14 protein-coding genes are annotated in these 20,861 nt (G+C 60.6%); 8 read left to right on the top strand and 6 right to left on the bottom strand.

Annotated elements, in window-relative coordinates:
* Positions 1-210 precede the first annotated feature (210 nt).
* The 5 genes from J1D76_RS01615 to J1D76_RS01595 all read left to right on the top strand — a co-directional run bounded on the left by J1D76_RS01615 (position 211) and on the right by J1D76_RS01595 (position 6,755).
* Positions 211-3,702, top strand: coding sequence for a response regulator (locus tag J1D76_RS01615; RefSeq protein ID WP_421136693.1), 3,492 nt, complete (start codon positions 211-213; stop codon positions 3,700-3,702).
* On the top strand, positions 3,702-4,535 hold the full coding sequence (locus tag J1D76_RS01610; RefSeq protein WP_421136692.1) for a CheR family methyltransferase: 834 nt from the start codon (positions 3,702-3,704) through the stop codon (positions 4,533-4,535). The genes J1D76_RS01615 and J1D76_RS01610 overlap by 1 nt, the downstream gene beginning before the upstream one ends.
* Positions 4,532-5,125: a chemotaxis protein CheB gene (locus J1D76_RS01605; protein ID WP_421136691.1), complete on the top strand. Its 594-nt coding sequence runs from the start codon at positions 4,532-4,534 to the stop codon at positions 5,123-5,125. Before J1D76_RS01610 ends, J1D76_RS01605 begins: the two co-directional genes overlap by 4 nt.
* Positions 5,119-6,300: a hybrid sensor histidine kinase/response regulator gene (locus J1D76_RS01600; protein WP_421136690.1), complete on the top strand. Its 1,182-nt coding sequence runs from the start codon at positions 5,119-5,121 to the stop codon at positions 6,298-6,300. The genes J1D76_RS01605 and J1D76_RS01600 overlap by 7 nt, the downstream gene beginning before the upstream one ends.
* Positions 6,301-6,377: 77 nt before the next feature.
* Entirely contained in the window at positions 6,378-6,755 is a 378-nt protein-coding gene (locus J1D76_RS01595; RefSeq protein ID WP_007970583.1) for a response regulator, read from the top strand.
* Positions 6,756-6,758: 3 nt separating this feature from the next.
* Here J1D76_RS01595 and J1D76_RS01590 read toward each other — a convergent pair whose 3' ends face one another.
* From J1D76_RS01590 to J1D76_RS01580, 3 genes are all read right to left on the bottom strand, one after another.
* Positions 6,759-8,420 (bottom strand): response regulator, encoded by a 1,662-nt coding sequence (locus tag J1D76_RS01590; protein WP_421136689.1) that lies wholly within the window; start codon positions 8,418-8,420, stop codon positions 6,759-6,761.
* 5 nt (positions 8,421-8,425) lie between these two features.
* Entirely contained in the window at positions 8,426-9,928 is a 1,503-nt protein-coding gene (locus J1D76_RS01585; protein WP_421136688.1) for an ATPase domain-containing protein, read from the bottom strand.
* Positions 9,929-10,045: 117 nt separating this feature from the next.
* Positions 10,046-11,101, bottom strand: a complete 1,056-nt coding sequence (locus J1D76_RS01580) for a tetratricopeptide repeat protein (RefSeq protein WP_421136687.1) — start codon at positions 11,099-11,101, stop codon at positions 10,046-10,048.
* 182 nt (positions 11,102-11,283) lie between these two features.
* Between J1D76_RS01580 and J1D76_RS01575 the strand changes: the two genes are divergently transcribed.
* The 3 genes from J1D76_RS01575 to J1D76_RS01565 are packed head-to-tail and all read left to right on the top strand — an operon-like array spanning position 11,284 to position 14,576.
* The gene (locus J1D76_RS01575) at positions 11,284-13,431 is read left to right on the top strand and encodes an FUSC family protein (RefSeq protein WP_421136686.1); all 2,148 of its coding nucleotides are present in this window, start codon (positions 11,284-11,286) and stop codon (positions 13,429-13,431) included.
* A complete protein-coding gene (locus J1D76_RS01570; RefSeq protein ID WP_421136685.1) occupies positions 13,421-13,621 on the top strand; it encodes a DUF1656 domain-containing protein in 201 nt (66 codons plus the stop codon). Before J1D76_RS01575 ends, J1D76_RS01570 begins: the two co-directional genes overlap by 11 nt.
* 4 nt (positions 13,622-13,625) lie before the next feature.
* The gene (locus J1D76_RS01565; RefSeq protein WP_421136684.1) at positions 13,626-14,576 is read left to right on the top strand and encodes an HlyD family efflux transporter periplasmic adaptor subunit; all 951 of its coding nucleotides are present in this window, start codon (positions 13,626-13,628) and stop codon (positions 14,574-14,576) included.
* 372 nt (positions 14,577-14,948) lie between these two features.
* Here the strand turns inward: J1D76_RS01565 and J1D76_RS01560 are convergent, their stop codons facing one another.
* From J1D76_RS01560 to mexE, 3 genes are read right to left on the bottom strand one after another with little or no spacing between them, the layout of a single operon-like run.
* On the bottom strand, positions 14,949-16,370 hold the full coding sequence (locus tag J1D76_RS01560) for an efflux transporter outer membrane subunit (protein WP_421136683.1): 1,422 nt from the start codon (positions 16,368-16,370) through the stop codon (positions 14,949-14,951).
* Positions 16,370-19,549 carry an efflux RND transporter permease subunit gene (locus tag J1D76_RS01555; RefSeq protein ID WP_421136682.1) on the bottom strand — a complete coding sequence of 1,060 codons (3,180 nt, stop codon included), beginning with the start codon at positions 19,547-19,549 and terminating at the stop codon, positions 16,370-16,372. The genes J1D76_RS01560 and J1D76_RS01555 overlap by 1 nt, the downstream gene beginning before the upstream one ends.
* A 12-nt stretch (positions 19,550-19,561) precedes the next feature.
* Complete coding sequence (mexE, locus tag J1D76_RS01550) at positions 19,562-20,815, bottom strand: multidrug efflux RND transporter periplasmic adaptor subunit MexE (protein WP_421136681.1); 1,254 nt, start codon at positions 20,813-20,815, stop codon at positions 19,562-19,564.
* Between the last annotated feature and the right edge of the window lie 46 nt (positions 20,816-20,861).

The following is a 20,861-nucleotide window of genomic DNA, read 5'->3' as shown; positions in this document are numbered from 1 at the left end:
CGGCCTCTTGCATGAGTAAGTGGCGGATCCCGACAAGTTCCCGATGCGATGCAAAAAAGCATGCGACGCCGGCCAGCAAGGATAACCCGCGGCTTTACGCAGGCGCAGCGGAATGTAGGACTTTGCGCGAAAACATGTCAGAAAATTGGATCAATGTGCCAGTTTTGGGGCAAACTCCCTGCATTCTGACAGTTCGACAAGGCCCGCCCCATGACCTCCGCGTCCTCGGTAGATGAGCAACGATTCCGTAAACTCCTGAGCCGCAACATCAGCCTGCCCTTGGGGTTGGGCGTTATCAGTGCCGTGTTCTTCGTGTCGCTGATCACTTATCTGCTCTCGACCATCCAGTGGGTCGAACACACCGACCGGGTGATCAATAACGCCAATGAAGCGGTCAAGCTGACCGTGGACCTGGAAACCGGCATGCGCGGTTTCCTGCTCAGTGGCGACGAACATTTCCTCGACCCTTACGAAACCGCCAAGCCGCGCATTGCCGTGGCGCTCGACACCTTGCTCGAACTGACCGCCGACAACCCGGTGCAGACCGACCGCCTGCGGCGGCTACAGGCCTTGCAACTGGAGTGGACCCACTACGCGCAATCGATGATCGATTTGCAGCGCAGCAGCGGCGATTATCGCTCCGCGGTCAAGGCCGGGCGCGGCAAGCGCCTGACCGACGCGATTCGCAAGCAGTACGAAGACGTCATCGATACTGAGCAACAATTGCGCACCACGCGTAACGAGAACGTTCGCTCGACCACGGTGTTGAGCATCAGCCTGTACCTGGTGTTCATCCTGGGTGTCAGCGGTTTGCTGGCGTATATCGGGCGCCGGGACCTGCTCACCCTGTCGCAAAATTACAGCGTCAACCTGGCCGCCCAGCAGGCCAGTGCCCATCGCCTGGAACAGCAGGCCTGGCTGCGCAATGGCCAGACCGAACTGGCCGAGCAGGTGCTGGGGCAACTGAGCCTGAACATGCTGGGGCGTAACATCCTGCAATTTTGCGCACAGTACCTGGGCACGGCAGTGGCGGCCATTTATGTGCGCGAAGAGCATGGCGGCCTCAAGCGCGTCGCCAGCTATGGCTTCTCCCGGGAACAGGAAGAGCGCGATCAGCAGCTCTACAGCGGCGAAGGCATTGTCGGCCAGGTCGCGCAACAGGCACGCCTGATTCGCCTGGACGAAGTGCCACAGGATTACTTCAAAGTCAGCTCTGGCCTGGGTGACGGTTTGCCGCACAGTGTGCTGGTAGTGCCGACCAGCGATGACGACCGGGTCAATGGCGTGATCGAGTTGGGCTTCCTGCGCCCGCTCAACGACCGCGATGTCGAGTTGCTGGAGCTGATTGCCAGCAACATCGGCACCTCCATCGAGGCGGCGCGTTATCGCCAGCGCTTGCAGGAAGTGCTGGCCGAAACCCAGCAACTCAACGAAGAGCTGCAAGTGCAGCAGGAAGAGCTCAAGACCGCCAACGAAGAGCTGGAAGAACAATCGCGGATTCTCAAGGAGTCCCAGGCGCACCTGGAAACCCAACAGGTGGAACTCGAGCAGACCAACGAACAACTCGCCGAGCAGGCCGAGGCCCTGGCCGAGCAACGCGATGCCATGGACCAGAAGAACACCCAGCTCAATCAGGCCCAGATCCAGCTCGAAGAGCGTGCTGAAGAACTGCAACGCTCAAGCAAGTACAAGTCCGAATTCCTCGCCAACATGTCCCACGAGCTGCGCACACCGCTGAACAGCTCGTTGATCCTGGCCAAATTGCTGGCGGAAAACCCCGAGGAAAACCTCAGCGCCGAGCAGGTCAAGTTCGCCGAGTCGATCTACTCCGCCGGCAACGACTTGCTCAACCTGATCAACGACATCCTGGACATTTCCAAGGTCGAGGCCGGCAAACTGGAAATCCGTCCGGAGAACACCAGTGTGGCGCGCCTTGTCGATGGCCTGCGTGGCCTGTTCCAGCCGTTGGCCACGGACAAACAGCTGGATTTCCAGGTCGAGGTGCAAGATGGCGCGCCGTTGATGATGTTCACCGACCGCCAGCGCCTGGAGCAGGTGCTCAAGAACCTGCTGTCCAACGCGGTGAAGTTCACCGAAAGTGGCAGCGTCAAACTGTCTGTCGCGGCGGCGCCGAACAATGGCATTGCGTTCAGCGTGCGCGATTCCGGGATCGGCATTGCCTCGGAGCAGCATGAAAGTATCTTCGAAGCGTTCCGTCAGGCCGATGGCACCACCAATCGGCGTTATGGCGGCACCGGGCTTGGCTTGTCGATTTCCCGCGACCTGGCCGCGCTGCTCGGCGGTTCGATCGACGTGAACAGCACGCCGGGGCAGGGCAGCCTGTTCACCCTGGTGTTGCCGCAACAGTACGTGGAACCCGGCGATGAACCTGTCCAGCCGATGCGGGCTGTGCCCATGGCGGTGGCTCCGAGTCCGATGCCACCCACGTTGTCGCCACTGCCGGCGGCCGTCGACATCCCGCGCTTTGACGATGACCGCAATAAAGGGCCTTTCAACACCCGCTGCATCCTGGTGGTGGAAGATGAATCGAATTTTGCGCACATCCTCTATGACCTCGCCCACGAACTGGGTTACCAATGCCTGGTGGCGCACGGTGCTGACGAAGGCTACGACCTGGCCAAGGCGTTCATCCCCGATGCGATCCTGCTGGACATGCGCCTGCCGGACCACTCCGGTCTGACGGTGCTGCAACGCTTGAAGGAACACGCCGAAACCCGGCACATCCCGGTGCACGTTATTTCCGTCGAAGACCGGGTCGAAGCGGCGATGCACATGGGCGCCGTTGGCTACGCCGTCAAGCCGACCACTCGCGAAGAACTCAAGGATGTCTTTGCGCGCCTTGAAGCCAAGCTGATCCAGAAGGTCAAGCGCGTGTTGCTGGTCGAGGACGATGACTTGCAGCGCGACAGCATTGCCCGCCTGATCGGCGACGATGACATCGAGATCACCGCCGTCGGCCTGGCCCAGGAAGCGCTGGACCTGCTGCGTACCTCGGTTTTCGACTGCATGATCATCGACCTGAAACTGCCGGACATGCTCGGCAATGACCTGCTCAAGCGCATGTCTACCGAAGACATCTGCTCCTTCCCGCCGGTCATCGTCTACACCGGGCGCAACCTGACCCGTGATGAAGAGGCCGAACTGCGCAAATATTCGCGCTCGATCATCATCAAGGGCGCACGCTCTCCCGAGCGCCTGCTGGACGAAGTGACACTTTTTCTGCACAAAGTCGAATCGCGGCTGTCCCATGAACGGCAGAAGATGCTCAAGGTCGCCCGCAGTCGCGACAAGGTCTTCGAAGGCCGTAAGGTACTGTTGGTGGACGACGATGTGCGCAACATTTTCGCCCTCACCAGCGCGCTGGAGCAAAAGGGCGCGGTCGTGGTCATTGGCCGCAACGGTCGCGAAGCGATTGAACGATTGAATGAGGTCGAAGACATCGATTTGGTGTTGATGGACGTGATGATGCCGGAGATGGACGGCTTTGAAGCCACCGTGCAAATCCGCAAGGATCCGCGCTGGCGCAAACTGCCGATCATAGCGGTGACGGCCAAGGCCATGAAGGACGATCAGGAGCGCTGCCTGCAGGCGGGTGCCAACGATTACCTGGCCAAGCCCATCGACCTCGATCGCCTGTTTTCACTGATTCGTGTGTGGTTACCGAAAATGGAACGTATCTAGTGGAACGCAGTTTTTCAGGAGAGCGCAGCAGCGAAATTGAGTTGCGGTTGTTGATCGAGGCGATTTACCTCAAGTACAGCTACGATTTTCGCGATTATTCCGGCGCTTCGATCAAGCGTCGGGTCAACCATGCGTTGAGCCAGTTCGAGTGCAGCACCATTTCGGCGTTGCAGGAAAAAGTCCTGCACGATCCCACGGCGTTCATGCAGCTGCTGCAACTGTTGACCATCCCGGTCAGCGAGATGTTTCGTGACCCGTCGCACTTCCTCGCCATCCGCAAGGAAGTGGTGCCGCTGCTGCGCACCTACCCCTCGATCAAGATCTGGATCGCCGGGTGCAGCACCGGGGAAGAGGTCTACTCGATGGCCATCCTGCTGCGCGAAGAGGGCTTGCTCGACCGCACAATCATCTACGCCACCGACATCAACCCGCGCTCGCTTGAAAAAGCCAAGCAAGGGATTTTCTCGATGGAGAATGTCCGCGCCTATACGGCTAATTACCAGCAGGCGGGCGGGCAGACTTCATTCGCCGACTACTACACGGCGGCCTATGGCTATGCGATTTTCGACAAGTCGCTGCGCGAGAACGTGACCTTCGCCGATCACAGCCTGGCGACCGATAGCGTGTTCTCCGAAACCCAATTAATTTCATGTCGCAATGTATTGATTTACTTCAATAAAAAGCTTCAGGATCGGGCGTTTGGCTTGTTTCATGAGTCCCTCTGCCATCGTGGTTTCCTGGTGCTGGGCAGCAAGGAAACCCCGGATTTTTCGTCCTTCGGCAATCAATTCGAAGCGTTGGTCAGACAAGAACGGATCTACCGCAAATCATGAACAGTGCAACGGGTTTGCCCGACATCCAGGCCATCGTCATCGGCGCTTCCGCCGGTGGCGTCGAGGCGTTGCTCAATATCCTCGGCCCGCTACGCGAAGGTTTCGAGTTGCCGATCATCGTCGTCCTGCACCTGCCGGAGGAGCGCCGTAGCCAATTGGTGGACGTCTTTTCCCGGCGGGTGGCGCTGCCGGTGCTGGAGGCCAGCGACAAAACCCGGGTCGAGGCCGGCACGCTCTACTTCGCCGCCCCCGGTTATCACCTGTCGGTGGAGCATGACCGCAGCTTTTCATTGAGCCTGGAACCCCGCGTGCACCATTCACGGCCGGCCATTGATTACCTGTTCGAGTCTGCCGCCGATGCCTATGGCGTGCACCTGGCGGCCGTGCTGCTGACCGGCGCCAATCGCGACGGCGCACGCGGCCTGGCCCAGGTCAAACAGCACGGCGGCATGACCATCGTGCAAGACCCGCTGGAAGCGCAGGTCGCCACGATGCCCCAGGCGGCGCTGGATTTACACCAGCCAGACCACATACTTCCCATACACGGCATCGGCCGTTTGCTTGTCGAGCTGGAACGAATCGCATGCTAAGTAATATTCAGGCCAAACTGCTGATCGTCGATGATCTGCCGGAAAATCTGCTGGCGCTCGAAGCGCTGATCAAGCGTGAAGACCGCATCGTGTACAAGGCGCTGTCGGCTGACGAAGCCTTGTCACTGCTGCTGCAACACGAGTTCGCCATGGCCATTCTCGATGTGCAGATGCCCGGCATGAACGGCTTCGAGCTGGCCGAGTTGATGCGCGGTACGGAAAAAACCAAGAACATCCCCATCGTTTTCGTCAGCGCTGCCGGGCGCGAACTCAACTACGCGTTCAAGGGCTATGAAAGCGGCGCCGTGGATTTCCTGCACAAGCCGCTGGATATCCACGCGGTCAAGAGCAAGGTCAACGTGTTTGTCGACCTGTATCGCCAGAGCAAGGCGATGAAGGAACAGGTGCTGGCGCTGGAGCAAAGCCGTCGTGAGCAGGAAGCGCTGCTCAAACAGCTGCAAGCGACCCAGCTGGAGCTTGAGCAGGCGGTGCGCATGCGCGATGACTTCATGTCCATCGTGGCCCATGAAGTGCGCACGCCGCTCAACGGCCTGATCCTCGAGACCCAGTTGCGCAAGATGCACCTGGCCCGCGACAACGCCGCGGCGTTCACCCTGGACAAGATGCACGCCATGGTCGACCGCGACGAGCGGCAGATCAAAAGCCTGATACGCCTGATCGAGGACATGCTCGATGTCTCGCGCATTCGCACCGGCAAGTTGTCGATCCGCCCGACGGTCTTCGATCTTTCGCAGCTGGTTCGCGACGTGTTGCGCAACTTTTCCCAGCAGATCGAGGCGGCCGAAGCCTCGGTCACCGTCGATGCCGAACAACCGGTGATCGGCACGTGGGATGAGTTCCGGATCGAGCAGGTCATTTCCAACCTGTTGACCAATGCCTTGCGCTACGGGGCCAAGCGCCCGATCTCGTTAAGGGTCTACAGTGAAGGCGGCCAGGCATTGGTGGACGTGCAGGACCAGGGGATTGGCATCAGCGAAGAAAACCAGAAGCGGATTTTCCAGCAGTTCGAACGCGTGTCGGCCAAGCATGCCGTCGCCGGGCTCGGCCTGGGCTTGTTTATTTCAGAACAGATTGTCACCGCCCACGGCGGTACTATTACGGTCCAGAGCCGGATTGGCGAAGGCGCCTTGTTTCGCGTTTGTCTGCCGCTGTAGGAAAACAGCCAGAAAAACGCAACCTCTGGTCGACCCCACGGTCGTATCAGCAGCTATTGACCGAACAAAGGCTTCCCATGAGCGAAGATGCACAAGATGTAGTACTCGTCGTCGAGGACGATCCCTCGATCCTGATGGTGCTGTCCGCTTACCTGTCGGGTGAAGGTTATCGCGTATTGCAGGCCGAGAACGGCGAACAGGCGTTCGAGATCCTGGCCAGCAAACCGCACCTGGACATGATGATCACCGACTTCCGCCTGCCCGGCGGGATCTCCGGCGTACAGATCGCCGAACCCGCCGTGAAGCTGCGACCGGAACTCAAGGTGATTTTCATCAGCGGCTACGCCCAGGAAATCCGCGAGACCGACAGCCCGATCACGCGCAAGGCGCCGATCCTGGACAAACCGTTTGACCTGGACAAGCTGCAGGAACTGATGCAGGACATGCTGTCTTAGGGATCAGGCCTTGATCATCTCCCGTACCTTCGCCGTCAAGAGATCGAAGGTGAAGGGCTTGGTGATCATCTGCATGCCTGGATCGAGGAATCCGCCGCGCACCGCCGCGTGCTCGGCGTAGCCGGTGATGAACAGTACCCGCAGATCCGGGCGCAGTTGCCGGCCGATTTCCGCCAGTTGCCGGCCATTCATGCCGGGCAAGCCGACATCGCTGATCAACAGGTCGATGCGTTGGGTCGAGTCGAGGATCGGCATCGCGCTAGCCCCGTCAGACGCCTCGACGAAGGCATAACCCAGTTCGCTCAGCACCGTGCTGACCAGCACTCTCACCGCCGGATCGTCTTCGACAATCAATACCGTCTCGCCGTTGCTGGCGAAGGGCGAGTGTACAATGTCGATCTGCTGATCCTGCGGCAGGTCGCCGCCAAAACGCGGCAGGTACAGACTCACCGTGGTGCCTTTGCCCACTTCGCTCTGGATCGCGACGTGGCCGCCCGACTGCTTGCTGAAGCCGTAGATCATCGACAGACCGAGGCCCGTGCCCTGGCCGATGGGTTTGGTGGTGAAAAACGGATCGAACGCCCGGTTGATGATGCTCTGTGGCATACCGCAACCGGTGTCGGTGACGCTGAGTACCACGTAATCACCGGCATCGAGATTGGTTTGTGCCTGGGTGAAATCCTCGCTGAGGTACTGATTGGACGTGGCGACCAGCAGGTTACCGCCATTGGGCATGGCATCGCGGGCATTGATCACCAGGTTGAGCAGGGCGCTTTCCAGTTGATTGGGATCGGCCTCGGCCACCCACAATTGCTCGTCCAGTCGCATGTCCAGGCGAATGCTTTCGTTGATGCTGCTCTGCAACAGTTCATCCATGGAGACCACCAGGGTGTTCATCTCCACGGGTTTGGAATCCAGTGATTGGCGGCGGGAAAACGCCAGCAGGCGGTGCGTGAGGCCCGCCGCGCGGTTGGCCGACGTCACGCCCAGGTCGATCAGGCTGTCGAGGTCTTCGGTACGACCCCGGGCCAGGCGTCGACGCAGCAGCTCCAGGCTGCCGATGATGCCGGTCAGCATGTTGTTGAAGTCATGGGCGATGCCGCCGGTAAGCTGGCCGACCGCTTCCATTTTCTGCGACTGGCGCAGCACTTCCTCGTTGTGGCGCAACTGCGCGGTGCGTTCCTCTACCTGCTGCTCAAGGGTTTCGAGGGTGTTTTGCAGGCGCAATTCGCTCTGGCTCAGGTCGATCAGTCGATCCCTGGCCTCGTATTGTCGTCGCCGCCCACGCAGGGCCGTGGTGACGAGACTGATCAAGGTCACCGGATGAAAAGGCCGTTCAAGAAAGGTCACGTTGCCCAATTGCTCGCCAAAGCGTGACACGGGGTTCTGTTGTGGGCCACCGTGATGCGTCATCAATACAATCGGCAGGTCCGACCACGCCGGTTGTTGCTCGATCAGGCGGATCAGCGGTTCGAGGTCGCCGCCGAGCAAGGCCTCAGAAGAAATCAGCAGCAGGCCGGCACCGTGTTCCAGCTCTGCGCACAATCCCGTCAGATCGAGACTGATGACCCCGTGAAAGCCCGCTTCATTGAGCATCATCAGCGCAATCTGCCCGTCGCGCCCTCGCGGTGCAAGGATGAGGGCGCGTTCCGGTATTGCGTGCATGGCCGTCACGGGCGTTCATCCGCGAGCAACGGGTTGCTCGCTCCGAGATACGTGGGCACGCCACGCAATACGCCCTGGAACGCTTCCAGTGGTTCGCCGATGGTCATGCCCTCGGTGCTGATGCGGTATTCACGAATGGTCGATTCGTGGCTGCCGGTGCGTTTCTTGATGATCGAAATCGCCCGGCGCACTTTGCCCAGCGCTTCGAAGTAACGCAGCAGAATGACCGTGTCGGCCAGGTAAGTGATGTCGACCGGGGCCTGCATGTCGCCGACCAGGCCGTGCTGGGCCACGGTCATGAAGGTCGCGGCACCCTGTCGGTTGAGGTACAGCAACAGTTCGTGCATGTGCAGCACCAACGCATTCTCTTCGGGCATGGCCGCCTGATAGCCGTTGATGCTGTCGATCACTACGGTCTTGATCTTGCCTTCGTCGACGCAGCGGCGAACGCGGTGGGAGAACTCGCCGGGTGACAGTTCGGCCGCGTCCACTTGTTCGATCAGCAGGTTGCCGGTGTCCTGCAACGCCTGCAAATCAATGCCGATGTTCTTCATGCGCTCGAACAGCAACCCCAACTCTTCATCGAAAATGAACAGCGCGGCTTTTTCGCCCCTGGCCACTGCCGCGGCGGCGAAGATCATGGAGATCAGCGATTTGCCGGTACCGGCCGGGCCGAGAATCAACGTGCTGGAACCGGTTTCGATACCGCCGCCGAGCAACGCATCCATTTCGCGAATGCCGCTGGTCAATTGCTGGCGCACGTATTGACCACGATGTTCGGCAGCCACTAGCCGCGGGAACACATGGACACCGTCGCTCATGATGGTGAAATCGTGGAAACCGCCCCGATACTTCTGGCCGCGGTACTTCACCACGCGGATGCGCCGGCGCTCGGCGCCGTAGTTGGGAGTCAGTTCTTCCAGGCGAATCACGCCGTGGGCGACGCTGTGTACGGTTTTGTCCAGGGACTCGGTGGTCAGGTCATCCAGCAACAGGACGGTCGCGTCGTAGCGCACGAAGTAATGCTTGATGGCAAGAATCTGCCGGCGATAGCGCAGTGAGCTTTGGGCCAGCAGGCGGATCTCGGACAGGCTGTCCAGCACCACGCGGGTCGGCTGGATCCGTTCGACCACTTCGAAGATCTGGCGAGTGGCTTCCCCCAATTCAAGGTCGGAGGAATACAGCAGTGTCTGTTGCTGTTCGGCATTGAGCAGGCTTTCTGGCGGGGTCAATTCAAATATATGGACGTTGTCGTCCATTTCCCAGCCATGGGACCGCGCACCCTGACGCAGTTCGCGCTCGGTTTCCGACAACGTGATGTACAACGAACGTTCGCCGGCTTTCGCGCCCGCCAACAGGAAGTGCAGCGCCACGGTGGTCTTGCCGGTGCCGGGTTCGCCCTCCAGTAAAAACACATGTCCACGGGACAATCCGCCGTCAAGGATATCGTCCAGACCTTCGATACCGGTGGCGGCTTTTGTGCTTTTGAATTCGTTGAATCGAGACAAATTGGCGTCCTCTCCTGACCTTTGGTAAGCCGGCAGCCATGGTGAAGTTGTGGCAATTGGCTGCCTTTTCACTTGACCCTTGGCCGCGACGACGGTTCCACGAAATTTCAGTCGGGCTCAAAGCCCTTGTTGCAGCGCCGGGTCATCAGGGTTCATCTGTTCGAGCTGCGCCAACAGCACCTGGACGTTTTGCAGTTGCCCGCTTTCCGTCCAGTAATTGATCAACATCACCCGGGCCTTGCGGTCGTTCGGATGACGCTGAACGATTTCCTGCAATTGTTTCTGCGCCGCGTCCAGTTCCTGCTCGCCGTGCAACGTGGTGGCCAGGTCGTAGCGGTAATCGCGGTTGTTCGGCTCAAGTTCAACCGCCTTGGAAAGGCCGAGCAGGGCGAATTCGCTTTGGTCGTGATGCAGTAACCATAAGCCCAATGCATGTTGCAGGTATGCCGAGCTGGGCTGGGCTTGCAGTTGCCTGGCCAACAGCTGTCGGGCGGCTTCGTTTTGGCCTTGCTTGTCCAGCACTTCGATTTGCAGCACCAGCGCCGGCAAATTATCCGGCGCCAGGCGCAGGGTGTTGTCCAGCGCCTGCTGGGCTTCCTTGAGCTCGGCGTTGTGCAGGTGCAGGCGCGCCAGTTGATACTGGTTTTCGGCGCTTTGCGGCGCGCTCTTGAGCACTTGCTCCCAGGCGTCGATGGCTTGCTCAAGCGGCCCGAAATACAGGCCCAGATCATCCGGCGACAACCCCAAGAGGGCGTTGATCGCGGCCAGCCGCACGCTTTGTTCACTGTCGTCGAGCAAAGGCCCCAGCAATAAACTGCGCTGGCCGTTCGGCACCAGGCCGCTGATGCTCTTGATCGCAGCGATGCGTACTTCGGGCGCTTCGTTCTGCAAGTCGGCATCCGCCAGCTTCAGCGCTACTGAGCTTGGATAGTTGGGCAACTCGGCGTGCAGCCACACCCGGCGCTTGGGCGAGAGGTCCGGCCGACCCAATTGCTGGTAAAGCATCCGCGCCGCGCCCGGTTGACCGTTGCGGGCGGCCGCCAGCGCCTCACTGTAGCCATGCAGAATGGCTTCGGGGATGACCGGCGTGGTGACACGCAGGGAAAACCACACGAGGCCGAGGACGAGCAGGGCGCAGAGGCTGATCAACAGATTGCGGCGGGACTTGGGCATGCATAGATCCAAAGCGTTCGAGCTTTTGCAAAGGCGCCAGCTTCTGTCAGGCGCGGCGTTGAGTCAAACCTTGACTGTGTCAACAACCGTTCAACGGGGAATGAAAAAGCCTACAGACTGCGTCGACAAGTGAAACCTCTCGTTACCCCCCAGCAGTGACTACGCTTGCAGGAGATATGTTCATGAGCCTGCCCATGCAAGCGTTGCTGCAATATTTCAAAGCCATGCTCCACCCCGGCCCCGGGGTGTTGCTGTTTGCCCTGCGAACCATCGTCGCTGGTTTGCTCACGCTGTACCTGGCGTTTTTGTTCGACCTGGACCAGCCGAAGTGGTCGATCATGGCGGTGGTCATCATCAGCCAGCCACTGGGGGGTATGGTGCTGGCACGCAGCTTTGGCCAGGTCATCGGGACGACCATGGGCGCGGTGGTGGCGGTGGCCACCATGGCGATTTTTCCGCAGGCACCGCTGCCTTTCATCGCCACCCTGGCCCTGTGGCTGGCGCTGTGCACGGCCGGCGGCACATTGTTGCGTTACACCAGCTCCGGGGCCTTCGTGCTCAGCGGCTACACCGCTGTAGTCATCGCGTTGCTGGCGATCCCCGATCAGGACGGCACTTTTTTGCTGGCCGTGACCCGCCTCACTGAAACCTTGTTGGCCGTCGCCTGCGTGTGTGTGGTCAGCCTGCTCACCGCCAGGCCTGAAGCCGTGGCCAAGGATTACTTCGCCAGGATCGACCAGATCACCAAGCTGCTGGCCACCCATGCCAGCGCGGTGATTCGCACCGAAGAAAGTGAAGCCGATTTCCAGCAGCGGCAAATGCAGCTGTTGGGCCAGATCAGCGGCCTGGAGGGCGTGCGCCGGCACATGTACTACGATGCGCCGCGCCTGCGCAGTGCCAACGGGCTGGTGCAATTGCTGGGCAATCAATTGGTGTTGTTGACGGCACGGCTGACCGCCTTGCGCCATCAGCGGCTACTGTTGACCGAGCGCTGGGAAGGCGAGCTGCCCGAAGAAATCCAACAAATACGCGCCGAAGAACTGGCGTTTCTCGATGAACTGGCGCAGCAGGGGCGTTCGCTGTCCAGTGAAAAGCGCCAGCATTTCACTTCCCTGCAACAACGTTTCGATCGGTTGGCCTACAGGGCTGAACAGTTGACCGAACCGCTACCGGCCACTTTGCGTTCACTGTCCTGGTCGCTGCGCTGGGAGCAGGCGCGCCTGCTGCAACAACTGGAGCAGATCCTCGAATTAAGCGACGCCATCCAGAGCGGGCGGCCTGCCAGCAGTGTGTTTCGCGGGCGGGAAAATCCGCTGCACCTGGACTGGACCCTGGCAACCATGAACGCGGTACGGGCGTTTTGCGCACTGTCGATCGCCGGTCTGATCTGGATCGAAACCGGCTGGGACGGTGCGCGTGCCGGCATGGTGTTGCTGGGCATCCTGTGCTCGCTGATGTCGACGTTTCCCCGGCCGCTGCTCGCGGTGCAGAGCTATGCACGGGGATTCGGCCTGGCGCTGGTGACGTCGGCGCTGCTGCAATTTCTGTTTGTACCGATGATCAGCAATTTCGAAATGCTCGCCTTGTTGCTGGTGCCGTTGCTCTACGCGGTTGCGGTGGGCTTGGCCAATCCGCCCACCACCGGGACTGGCATTGGTTTGGGGCTCACGACGTTTTTGCTGCTCGGCCCTTTAAATGTCGGGATCGGGCAAAACACCGCAACCCAGTGGTTCGAGTTTGCCGGCGCCTATACCTGCGCGACAGTGTTGGCCTTGAGCGTGTATGCGCTGATTTTCCCGTTCCGGCCGGATTTGCGCATGCGCCGGCTGCACAAGGAGAACGGTGAGCAGGTCTACGCGCTGCTGAAAACTTCGGCGACCGATGAACAGCAATTCGCTTTCGAGAGCCGCATGGTTGATCGGCTGACGATGATGCTGGGGCTGCTACCGGCCACGCAGGAGCCGCAGTCCCATGAACTGTTCCAGGTCAGCCTGGGCTGCATGGCGTTGGGCATTGCCTTGAATCAGCTCAGGCAACAGGGGCAGAACAACGCGCTGCTCAACCCGGATCTGCAAAGCCGTTTGTTTTCGACCGTACGGGACACGGGCAGGCTGGTCGCCGGCCGGCCCGGGGTCGAGGCGACGCAGGTGCTCGATAGCCTGCGCGCCCTGGGCGACGAGCTGGATGCGTTGCACACCGATGCGCATGAACACTTGTGGTCGGTGTTCCGCATGCGCGTGGCGCTGTTGATCGTGGTGTCGTTCGTCGAACGTTATCGCGGCTATTTTCATCCCTCAGGCCTTGAAGGAGACCCAATCCTTGCCCATTGATCTGGAAGTGGGGGGCGCCTATCTGCCGCCGATTGCCCAGGCGTTGCTGCTGGGCTTGCCGATTTTTCTGCTGCTGGACTGGATCCTGCGGCGCGTCGGTGTGCTGCGGTTTGTCTGGCATGAGGCGTTGTTCGAGGGCGCGCTGTACGTCTGCGTCTGCGCCACGTTGATACTGGTGATGGGAGCGTGAAACCTTGAACAATATTCTTTCCCGACTCTCGACCGTCGCCGTGGTGTTGCTCGCCTTGGTCCTCGGCTGGTTCGCCTGGGAGCACTACACCCGCGCACCCTGGACCCGCGATGCCCGGGTGCGCGCCGATGTGGTGACCTTGTCCGCCGACGTTTCCGGGCGAATCGTCAGCCTGGCCGTTCAGGACAACCAGCACGTCAATAAAGGCCAAGCGTTGCTGGAGATCGACCCGGCGCGGTACAACCTGGCGGTGGAGCATGCCAAGCGCGCGGTCGAGGTGTCGAAAGCCTCGCTCGGGCAGGCCCAGGCGACCATCACCGCCAGTCAAGCCTTGCTCAAACAGCGCCAAAGCGAAGAGCAGCGCCGACGCACGCTCAAGGATCGTTCGGCAATTTCCGGCGAAGAGTGGGAGAAGGCCAATACCGATGTGTCGGTGGCCCAGGCTGACTTGCTGCGCAATCAGGCCAACCTGGTGCTGGCTCAAGCCAACGTGCAACTGGCGATTGCGGCGTTGACCCAGTCCGAACTCGACTTGCAACGTACCCACGTGGTGTCCCCGGTGACCGGTTTTGTCACCAACCTGCTGACCCGTGAGGGCGACTTCGCCACGGCCGGCGGGCCATTGCTGGCGCTGGTGGACAGTGATTCGTTTTACGTCAGCGGTTACTTCGAAGAGACCAAGTTGCCGAGGATCCGGGAGGGCGACCGGGTGAACATCGAATTGATGAGCGGCGAAACGTTCGGCGGCAAAGTCCAGAGCATCGCCTTCGCCATTGCCGACCGGGAAAACCTGCCCGGCGGCCGGCTGCTGGCCAACATCAACCCCAGCTACACCTGGGTCAAGCTCGCGCAACGGGTGCCGGTGCGAATCGAGATCGACGCCGATTACGCCGGTAAAAACAACCTGCGTGCCGGCACCACTGCAACCGTCACCGTCGAAGAAAGCCACCGATAACTTGTAGGCGCTGGGTTCATCTTGCCAATGCATACGCTAACCATTGTAGGAGCTGGCTTGCCAGCGAAGGCGGTGTGTCAGCCACCTTATACGTCGGCTGACGAAATGCTTTCGCTGGCAAGCCAGCTCCTACAGGGCATGGGTGAATGCGGGATCTGGGTCTAACGCAAATCCATTTGTAGGAGCTGGCTTGCCAGCGAAGGCGGTGTGTCAGGCGACTCGTATGTTGAATGTGCCGGCACCTTCGCTGGCAAGCCAGCTCCTACAGGAGATTTGTAAATTATGGGCAAAAAAAGCCCCGCGACCGAATGAGACGCGGGGCAAAGGAATTGGTTGGTTGCGGCCAACCAAAGGAGCTCTTTAACAACGCCGTCAGTTGCTGGCGACCGTCTCCGGCTGCCAGCCGCCGCCGAGGGCCTTGTAGATCGCGACGATGCCGCGATACAGGTCGACTTCAGCCTGGGCCTGGCTGTCTTCGGCGGCCAGGCGTTCTCGCTGGGCGTCAAGCAATACGAGGAAATCCGCGGTGCCTTCGCGATAACGAATCTCTGCCAGGTCCGCCGCGGAACGGCTGGACTCACTTTGGCGAATCAACGAAATCAACCGTTGCTGGCGTTTTCCGTAGTCGCTGAAGGCATTTTCCGACTCCTCCAGGGCCAGCAACACTTGCTGCTCGTAAGTCGCCAAGGCGCCTTCGGCATCGGCATCCGCACCGCGCAGACGCGCCTTCACACTGCCCAGGTCAAACGCCGCCCAGGTGATGCTCGGACCGAGTGCCCAGGCATTGGCCGCCGAAGAGCCGATCTGCGAACCACGCCCGGCGGTAAAGCCGAGGAAGCCGCTGAGGCTGACCCGTGGGAACAAATCGGCCTTGGCCACGCCGATACGCGCCGTGGCCGAGGCCAGCTTGCGTTCGGCGCTGAGGATGTCCGGACGGCGTTGCAACAACTGACCCGGATCACCAATGGGCAATGCCTTGGCAATTGCCGGCAAGTCTTTTGGGCTCAGGTCCACGCTCAGCTTGTCCGGACGCTCGCCCAGCAGAGTGGCGATACGGTTTTTCTGCCGAACCTGCTCGGCCTGCAATTGCGGCACGCTGGCTTCGACCGATGCCAGACGCGCATCGGCACGCTCTACATCGAGCTGATCGCCGACGCCGGCGTCGCGCAGGCTGATGGTGATCTTGCGCGATTCCTGCTGGTTTTCCAGGTTGGCCAGGGCGATTTTTTCCCGCAGTTGCGCACCGCGCAGTTGACCGTAGGAATCCACCAGTTCGGCAATCATGGTGACTTGCAGTTGATACAGGTCAGCCTCAAAGGCCTGTTGCTCGGCATTGGCCGATTCCAGATTGCGCTGGATGCGGCCAAACAGGTCGATCTCCCAAGCCATGTCCAGGCCCAGGTCATAGCGTTCGCTGTTAACCCGATCGGTGGTCTGTCCCGGAATCTGGCCTTTGCCCAGGTCACTGCTGACGCGGCTGGTGATGGTCGGCATGGCATCGTTGCTGACGTCATCGCGAATCGCCCGCGCTGCTTTCCAGCGAGCGAAGGCGACGCGCAGATCACGGTTGCCTTGCAGGGACTTGGTCACCAACTGGTTGAGGGTCGGGTCTTCGAACTGCTGCCACCAGATGCCTTCGAAACGCGAACGGTCAAAGTTCTTCTGGCCGGCGGCGCCATCGGTGACGGCCGTGATGTGGGCCGCCTCGGTGGTGGGCGTCTTGTAGTCCGGGCCCACGGCACAGGCGCTCAGCGCCAGTACCAGGAGGCTCGGCAGGAAGGCTTTCAAACTCATCAGTGCGACTCCAGCTTCAGGGTGGCCTTGGCCGCTTTGCGCGCTTGGCCACGCTCGACAAAGTTACGAATCAGTACGTAGAACACTGGCGTCAGCAACAGGCCGAAGAAGGTCACCCCAAGCATCCCGGAGAACACCGCCACACCCATGGCGTGACGCATTTCGGCACCGGCGCCGCTGGAGAACACCAGGGGCACGACACCCATGATGAACGCGAAGGAGGTCATCAGGATCGGCCGCAGACGCAGGCGGCACGCTTCCAGGACCGCGGCCAGCGGGTTCATGCCTTCGAGTTGTTTGTCCTTGGCGAACTCGACGATCAGGATCGCGTTCTTACAGGCCAGGCCCACCAGTACGATCAGGCCGATCTGGGTGAAGATGTTGTTGTCACCGCCGGAGGCAATCACACCGGTGATGGCCGACAGCAAGGTCATCGGTACGATCAGGATCACCGCCAGTGGCAGGCTCCAGCTTTCGTATTGGGCCGCGAGAACCAGGAACGCCAGCAGCACACAGAGCGGGAACACGAACAGCGCGGTGTTACCGGACAAAATCTGCTGGTAGGTCAGGTCGGTCCACTCGTAGGTCATGCCGTTCGGCAGTTCTTCCTTGAGCAGTTTCTCGATGGCTTTCTCGGCCTGGCCGGAGCTGTAGCCAGGGGCTGCAGCACCGTTGATTTCAGCGGTGATGAAGCCGTTGTAATGCATCACGCGGTCCGGGCCCGAGGTGTCGCTGACCTTGATGAAGGTCGCCAGCGGGATCATCTCGCCTTTGTTGTTGCGCACTTTGAGCTGGCCGATCTGGTCGGATTCGAGGCGGAACTGCTGCTCAGCCTGAACGTTGACCTGATAAGTGCGACCGAAGCGGTTGAAGTCGTTGGCATACAACGAACCCAGGTAGATCTGCAGGGTGTCGAAGATGTCGCTGACAGCCACGCCGTGGGTCTTGGCCTTCTCGCGGTCGATAGCCGCGTCGACCTGAGGCACGTTGACCGTGTAGCTGGTGAACAGGCCCGCCAGTTCCGGCACATTGTGGCTCTTGGCGATGATGTTCATGGTTTCCTTGTACAGCTCTTCGTAGCCCAGGTTGCCCCGGTCTTCGATTTGCAGGCGGAAACCACCGATGGTGCCCAGGCCTTGTACGGGCGGCGGCGGGAAGATCGCCATGTAGGCTTCTTGAATGTTCGCGTACTGGCCGTTCAAGGCACCGGCAATGGCGCCGGCGGACATGCTCGGGTCTTTACGCTCTTCGAACGGTTTGAGGGTGACGAACACGATGCCGGCGTTCGGGCTGTTGGTGAAACCGTTGATCGACAGGCCAGGGAAGGCCACTGCGCTTTCCACGCCCGGCTGTTTCAACGCCAGGTCGGACATGCGCTTGATCACGTCTTCGGTACGGTCCAGGCTCGAGGCGTCCGGCAATTGCGCGAAGGCCACCAGGTATTGCTTGTCCTGGCCGGGGACGAAACCGGTCGGGGTGCTGGAGAAACCGAAGAAGGTCAGGACCATCAAGCCGGCGTACAGCATCAGGGCAATACCGCTGGAGCGGATCACACGGGCGACGGTGCCGACATAACCATGGCTGGCCTTTTCAAAAAATCGATTGAATGGACGGAACAACCAGCCGCCAAACATCTTGTCCAGCACCCGGGAAAAACGGTCTTTCGGTGCGTCGTGACCCTTGAGCAATACGGCGGCCAGGGCTGGCGACAGGGTCAACGAGTTGAAGGCCGAGATCACCGTCGAAATGGCGATGGTCAGGGCGAACTGCTTGTAGAACTGACCCGTCAGACCGGAGATGAACGCCGCCGGGATAAACACCGCACACAACACCAGCGCCGTCGCGATGATCGGGCCGGTCACTTCGCGCATGGCGCGCTTGGTGGCTTCGACCGGGGTCAGTCCGAGCTCGATGTTGCGCTCGACGTTCTCCACCACCACGATCGCATCGTCCACCACGATACCGATCGCCAGTACCAGGCCGAACAGCGACAGGGCATTGAGCGAGAAGCCGAACAAGTGCATCACGGCAAAGGTACCGATCAGCGAGACCGGCACAGCAACCAACGGAATGATCGAGGCGCGCCAGGTTTGCAGGAACAGGATCACCACCAGTACCACGAGGATCAGCGCTTCGAAGAGGGTGTGAACCACCGCCTCGATGGAGCCGCGCACGAAGATCGTCGGGTCATAGACGATGCTGAAATCCATGCCTTCGGGGAAGCTCTTCTTCAGTTCGGCCATTTTGGCCCGAACCTCGTTGGAGATCTCGATGGCGTTGGAACCAGGACGCTGGAAGATCGGGATCGCCACGGCGGGTTGATTGTTCAGCAGCGAACGCAGGGCGTACTGGCTGGAACCCAGCTCGACGCGCGCAATGTCCTTCAGGCGAGTGATTTCACCGTTGTCGCCAGAGCGAATGATGATGTTCTCGAATTCTTCCTCACTGACCAGACGGCCTTGGGTGTTGACCGACAGCTGGAAGCTTTGCGCATTCGGGGCAGGGGGCGCGCCCAGTGCACCAGCGGCCACCTGGCGGTTCTGCTCACGAATCGCGGTGACCACATCAGTCGCGGTCAGGTTGCGCGAAGCGGTCTTGTTCGGGTCGAGCCATACGCGCAGCGAATAGTCGCCCATGCCGAACAACTGCACGTCACCGACACCGCCCAGGCGCGCCAGCTCATCCTTGATATTCAGGATCGCGTAGTTGGACAGGTAGAGCATGTCGTAGCGTTTGTCCGGCGAGGTCAAGTGCACCACCATCGTCAGGTCGGGTGATGCCTTGTCCACGGTGATGCCGATGCGCGTCACTTCCTCGGGAAGTTTCGGCTCGGTCCGGGTCACGCGGTTCTGTACCTGCACCTGTGCGTTGTCCAGGTCAGTCCCCAGCGCAAAAGTAATGGTCAGGGTGATCTTGCCGTCGGCGGTCGACTGTGAGGACATGTACAGCATGTTCTCGACGCCGGTAATGGCTTGCTCCAGCGGAGCGGCTACGGTTTCACCGATGACTTTCGGGTTGGCCCCCGGGAAGTTGGCACGGACCACAACGGTCGGCGGCACCACTTCCGGGTATTCGCTGATCGGCAGCTGGAACAGCGAGATCGCACCGGCGATCAGGATCAACAGCGACAGCACCGCTGCGAAGATCGGCCGCGAAATGAAGAATTGGGAAAAATTCATCGTAGAAATCCCTTAACCGCGTGGGGTCGTGGCAGCCAGTTTCACAGCCGTACCCGGCGCAACCTTGGCAGGTGCGACTTGGGGCAGGTTGCTGGCTTCCAGCGCTTGGCGTTGTTGTGCGAGTGCCGCGAGGGTTTGTTCGCTGGCCATCGGAATCACCTCGGGGGTGACCGGTGAACCAGGGCGTACCCGTTGCAGGCCCTTGACGATGATGGTGTCGTCCTTGTTCAGGCCGCTGCGCACGATGCGCAAGCCTTCGATCTTCGGCCCCAGTTCCACAGCGCGGTAGGCGGTCTTGTTGTCGCCGTCCATCACGATCACGAACTTCTTGCCAAGGTCGGTGCCGACGGCTTCATCGTTGATCAGCATGGCGCTGTAGGTGCCGCTGCCCACCAGTTTCAGACGTGCATACAGGCCCGGGGTGTAGCTGCCATCGCTGTTGTCGAACACGGCGCGGCCACGGATGGTGCCGGTCTTCGGGTTGACCTGGTTGTCGACGAAGTTCATCACGCCCTGGTGCGGGTTGCCGTCTTCGTTGGACAGGCCCATGTAGACCGGGGTGGTGGCGCCGCGTTTGCCCTGGCGAGCCAGTTCGGTGTACTTGAGGAAGACGCGCTCGTCAGCGTCGAAGTAGGCGTAGACCTTGTCGGTGGAAACCACGCTGGTCAGCGCGGTGGTATCGGCGGTCACCAGGTTGCCGGCGGTGATTTCCGCGCGGCTGACGCGGCCGCTGATCGGCGCGGTGACGCGGGTGAAGCTCAGGTTCAATTTCGCCAGATCAAGCTGTGCTTGCAGGGCACCGACCGCGGCGCGGGCTTCTTGAGCGGCGCTGGTACGCGAGTCGGCGAGTTCCGCGGAAATGGCGTTGCTGGTACGCAGGCGTTCACCGCGTTGGGCTTCGTTTTCACTGCGGGTCGCGTTGGCGCGAGATTGGGCAACCAGCGCTTCGAGGCGGCGGACCTCAGCCTGGAAAGGGCGGGGGTCGATCTGGAACAGCAGGTCGCCTTTCTTGACCAGTGCGCCTTCAGTGAAAGCCACTTCGTCGATCTGGCCGGAGACCCGTGGACGAATCTGCACGGTTTCCGGGGCTTCAAGGCGCCCGGTGAATTCGTCCCACTCGTTGACCGGTTGTTCGAGCACCTTGGCCACGCTGACTTTGGCGGCGGGTGCGGTGGCGGCAGTTTCCGGGGCTTTACCGCAGGCGCTCATCACCAGTACGGCCAACAAGGCCAACGGGAAGCGCAAATGTTTGAGTGACTGTTCCATGGATGCATCCGCCAATGTGTTGAGATTGGCGAATGATGCGCGGCAG

The sequence above is a fragment of the Pseudomonas sp. NFX15 genome, assembly GCF_049132105.1.
Lineage (GTDB): Bacteria > Pseudomonadota > Gammaproteobacteria > Pseudomonadales > Pseudomonadaceae > Aquipseudomonas.
This window is presented reverse-complemented; position numbering and strand designations above follow the sequence as displayed.

What these genes read in the sequence shown, in the direction of transcription:
- J1D76_RS01615 (WP_421136693.1), top strand. Translation starts at nt 211, where the DNA reads ATGACCTCCGCGTCCTCGGTAGATGAGCAACGATTCCGTAAACTCCTG.
- J1D76_RS01605 (WP_421136691.1), top strand. Translation starts at nt 4,532, where the DNA reads ATGAACAGTGCAACGGGTTTGCCCGACATCCAGGCCATCGTCATCGGC.
- J1D76_RS01600 (WP_421136690.1), top strand. Translation starts at nt 5,119, where the DNA reads ATGCTAAGTAATATTCAGGCCAAACTGCTGATCGTCGATGATCTGCCG.
- J1D76_RS01595 (WP_007970583.1), top strand. Translation starts at nt 6,378, where the DNA reads ATGAGCGAAGATGCACAAGATGTAGTACTCGTCGTCGAGGACGATCCC.
- J1D76_RS01590 (WP_421136689.1), bottom strand. Translation starts at nt 8,420, where the DNA reads ATGCACGCAATACCGGAACGCGCCCTCATCCTTGCACCGCGAGGGCGC.
- J1D76_RS01580 (WP_421136687.1), bottom strand. Translation starts at nt 11,101, where the DNA reads ATGCCCAAGTCCCGCCGCAATCTGTTGATCAGCCTCTGCGCCCTGCTC.
- J1D76_RS01575 (WP_421136686.1), top strand. Translation starts at nt 11,284, where the DNA reads ATGAGCCTGCCCATGCAAGCGTTGCTGCAATATTTCAAAGCCATGCTC.
- J1D76_RS01560 (WP_421136683.1), bottom strand. Translation starts at nt 16,370, where the DNA reads ATGAGTTTGAAAGCCTTCCTGCCGAGCCTCCTGGTACTGGCGCTGAGC.
- J1D76_RS01555 (WP_421136682.1), bottom strand. Translation starts at nt 19,549, where the DNA reads ATGAATTTTTCCCAATTCTTCATTTCGCGGCCGATCTTCGCAGCGGTG.
- mexE (WP_421136681.1), bottom strand. Translation starts at nt 20,815, where the DNA reads ATGGAACAGTCACTCAAACATTTGCGCTTCCCGTTGGCCTTGTTGGCC.